Source organism: Agromyces binzhouensis, assembly GCF_004135055.1.
Lineage (GTDB): Bacteria > Actinomycetota > Actinomycetes > Actinomycetales > Microbacteriaceae > Agromyces > Agromyces binzhouensis.
The window spans coordinates 1-889 of sequence record NZ_SDPL01000704.1 but is presented as its reverse complement, the minus strand read 5'-3'; the positions used below and the strand labels follow the sequence as shown (position 1 = coordinate 889).

Annotated in this window: 2 protein-coding genes; one reads left to right on the top strand and one right to left on the bottom strand. The window is 73.3% G+C overall.

Translation table 11 applies throughout. The features are described from left to right. A partial coding sequence (locus tag ESO86_RS17765; protein WP_207207226.1) for a hypothetical protein occupies positions 1-490 on the bottom strand: 490 nt, incomplete at its 3' end. 91 nt (positions 491-581) lie between these two features. Between ESO86_RS17765 and ESO86_RS17760 the strand changes: the two genes are divergently transcribed. Further along, positions 582-889 (top strand): sigma factor (locus tag ESO86_RS17760; RefSeq protein ID WP_277985254.1); only part of this gene is annotated, 308 nt, incomplete at its 3' end.

The following is an 889-nucleotide window of genomic DNA, read 5'->3' as shown; positions in this document are numbered from 1 at the left end:
CCGCGCCGGCTCCGGCTTCAGCGGCATCGGACGTCCGGGCGAGCGGCGCGCCCGTCGCGCCATCCGCCGCCGCCGCGGCATCCGCTCGCACTCGATCGCGCCCCGGGATCAGCAGCACGACGCCGAGCGCGAGCGCGATGGTGAGCGAGGTGATGGCGGCGATGTCGTCTGTGGCGTCCTGGTGGCCGAGGTGCGTGACGTGGTAGCCGAGGTGCAGCGCGCCGAAGACCGTCCAGGCGAGGCCGAGCGCGCGGAACAGCGCGGGCGTCCGCCAGACGAGTCCGGCGACGCTCGCGACGCCGAGCCCGAGGTAGAGGGCTCCGACGTCGCGGATCAGGTGCTCGTTGAAGGGCCCGTCGGTCGAGATCCAGGTGCCGAGCATGCCGGGGAAGGAGTCGTAGAACGAGCCGGGCGCGAAGAACGCCCAGCCGCCGACGAGGAACGCGATGGCCGCCGATGCTGCGAGCGCGGCCGTGTGGATTCTGCTCATGCCAACCTGACGAGACAGCGGCGAGATGTGTGAGGCGCCTCACGATTCAGGGCGCTGTGTCGTCATGCTGGTGAAGGGAAGGGGAACGACGATGACGGATGACCCGGGGCGGACCGCCGGCCACGGCACCGCCGACCGCGCCCGCGACGACCTCGCCGACGTGGTCGACGAGCGCCGACGCCTGCTCGCGCTCGCGTACCGCATGCTCGGCACGACCGGCGAGGCCGAGGATGCCGTGCAGGAGACGTACGTGCGCTGGTACCGGATGTCGGACGCCGAGCGCGCCGCGATCGCGAACCCGCAGGGCTGGCTGACCCGCGTCGCGGGCCGCGTGTGCCTCGACCTCCTCGGCACCGCCCGGGCCCGGCGCGAGCGGTACGTCGGCCCGTGGCTGCCCGA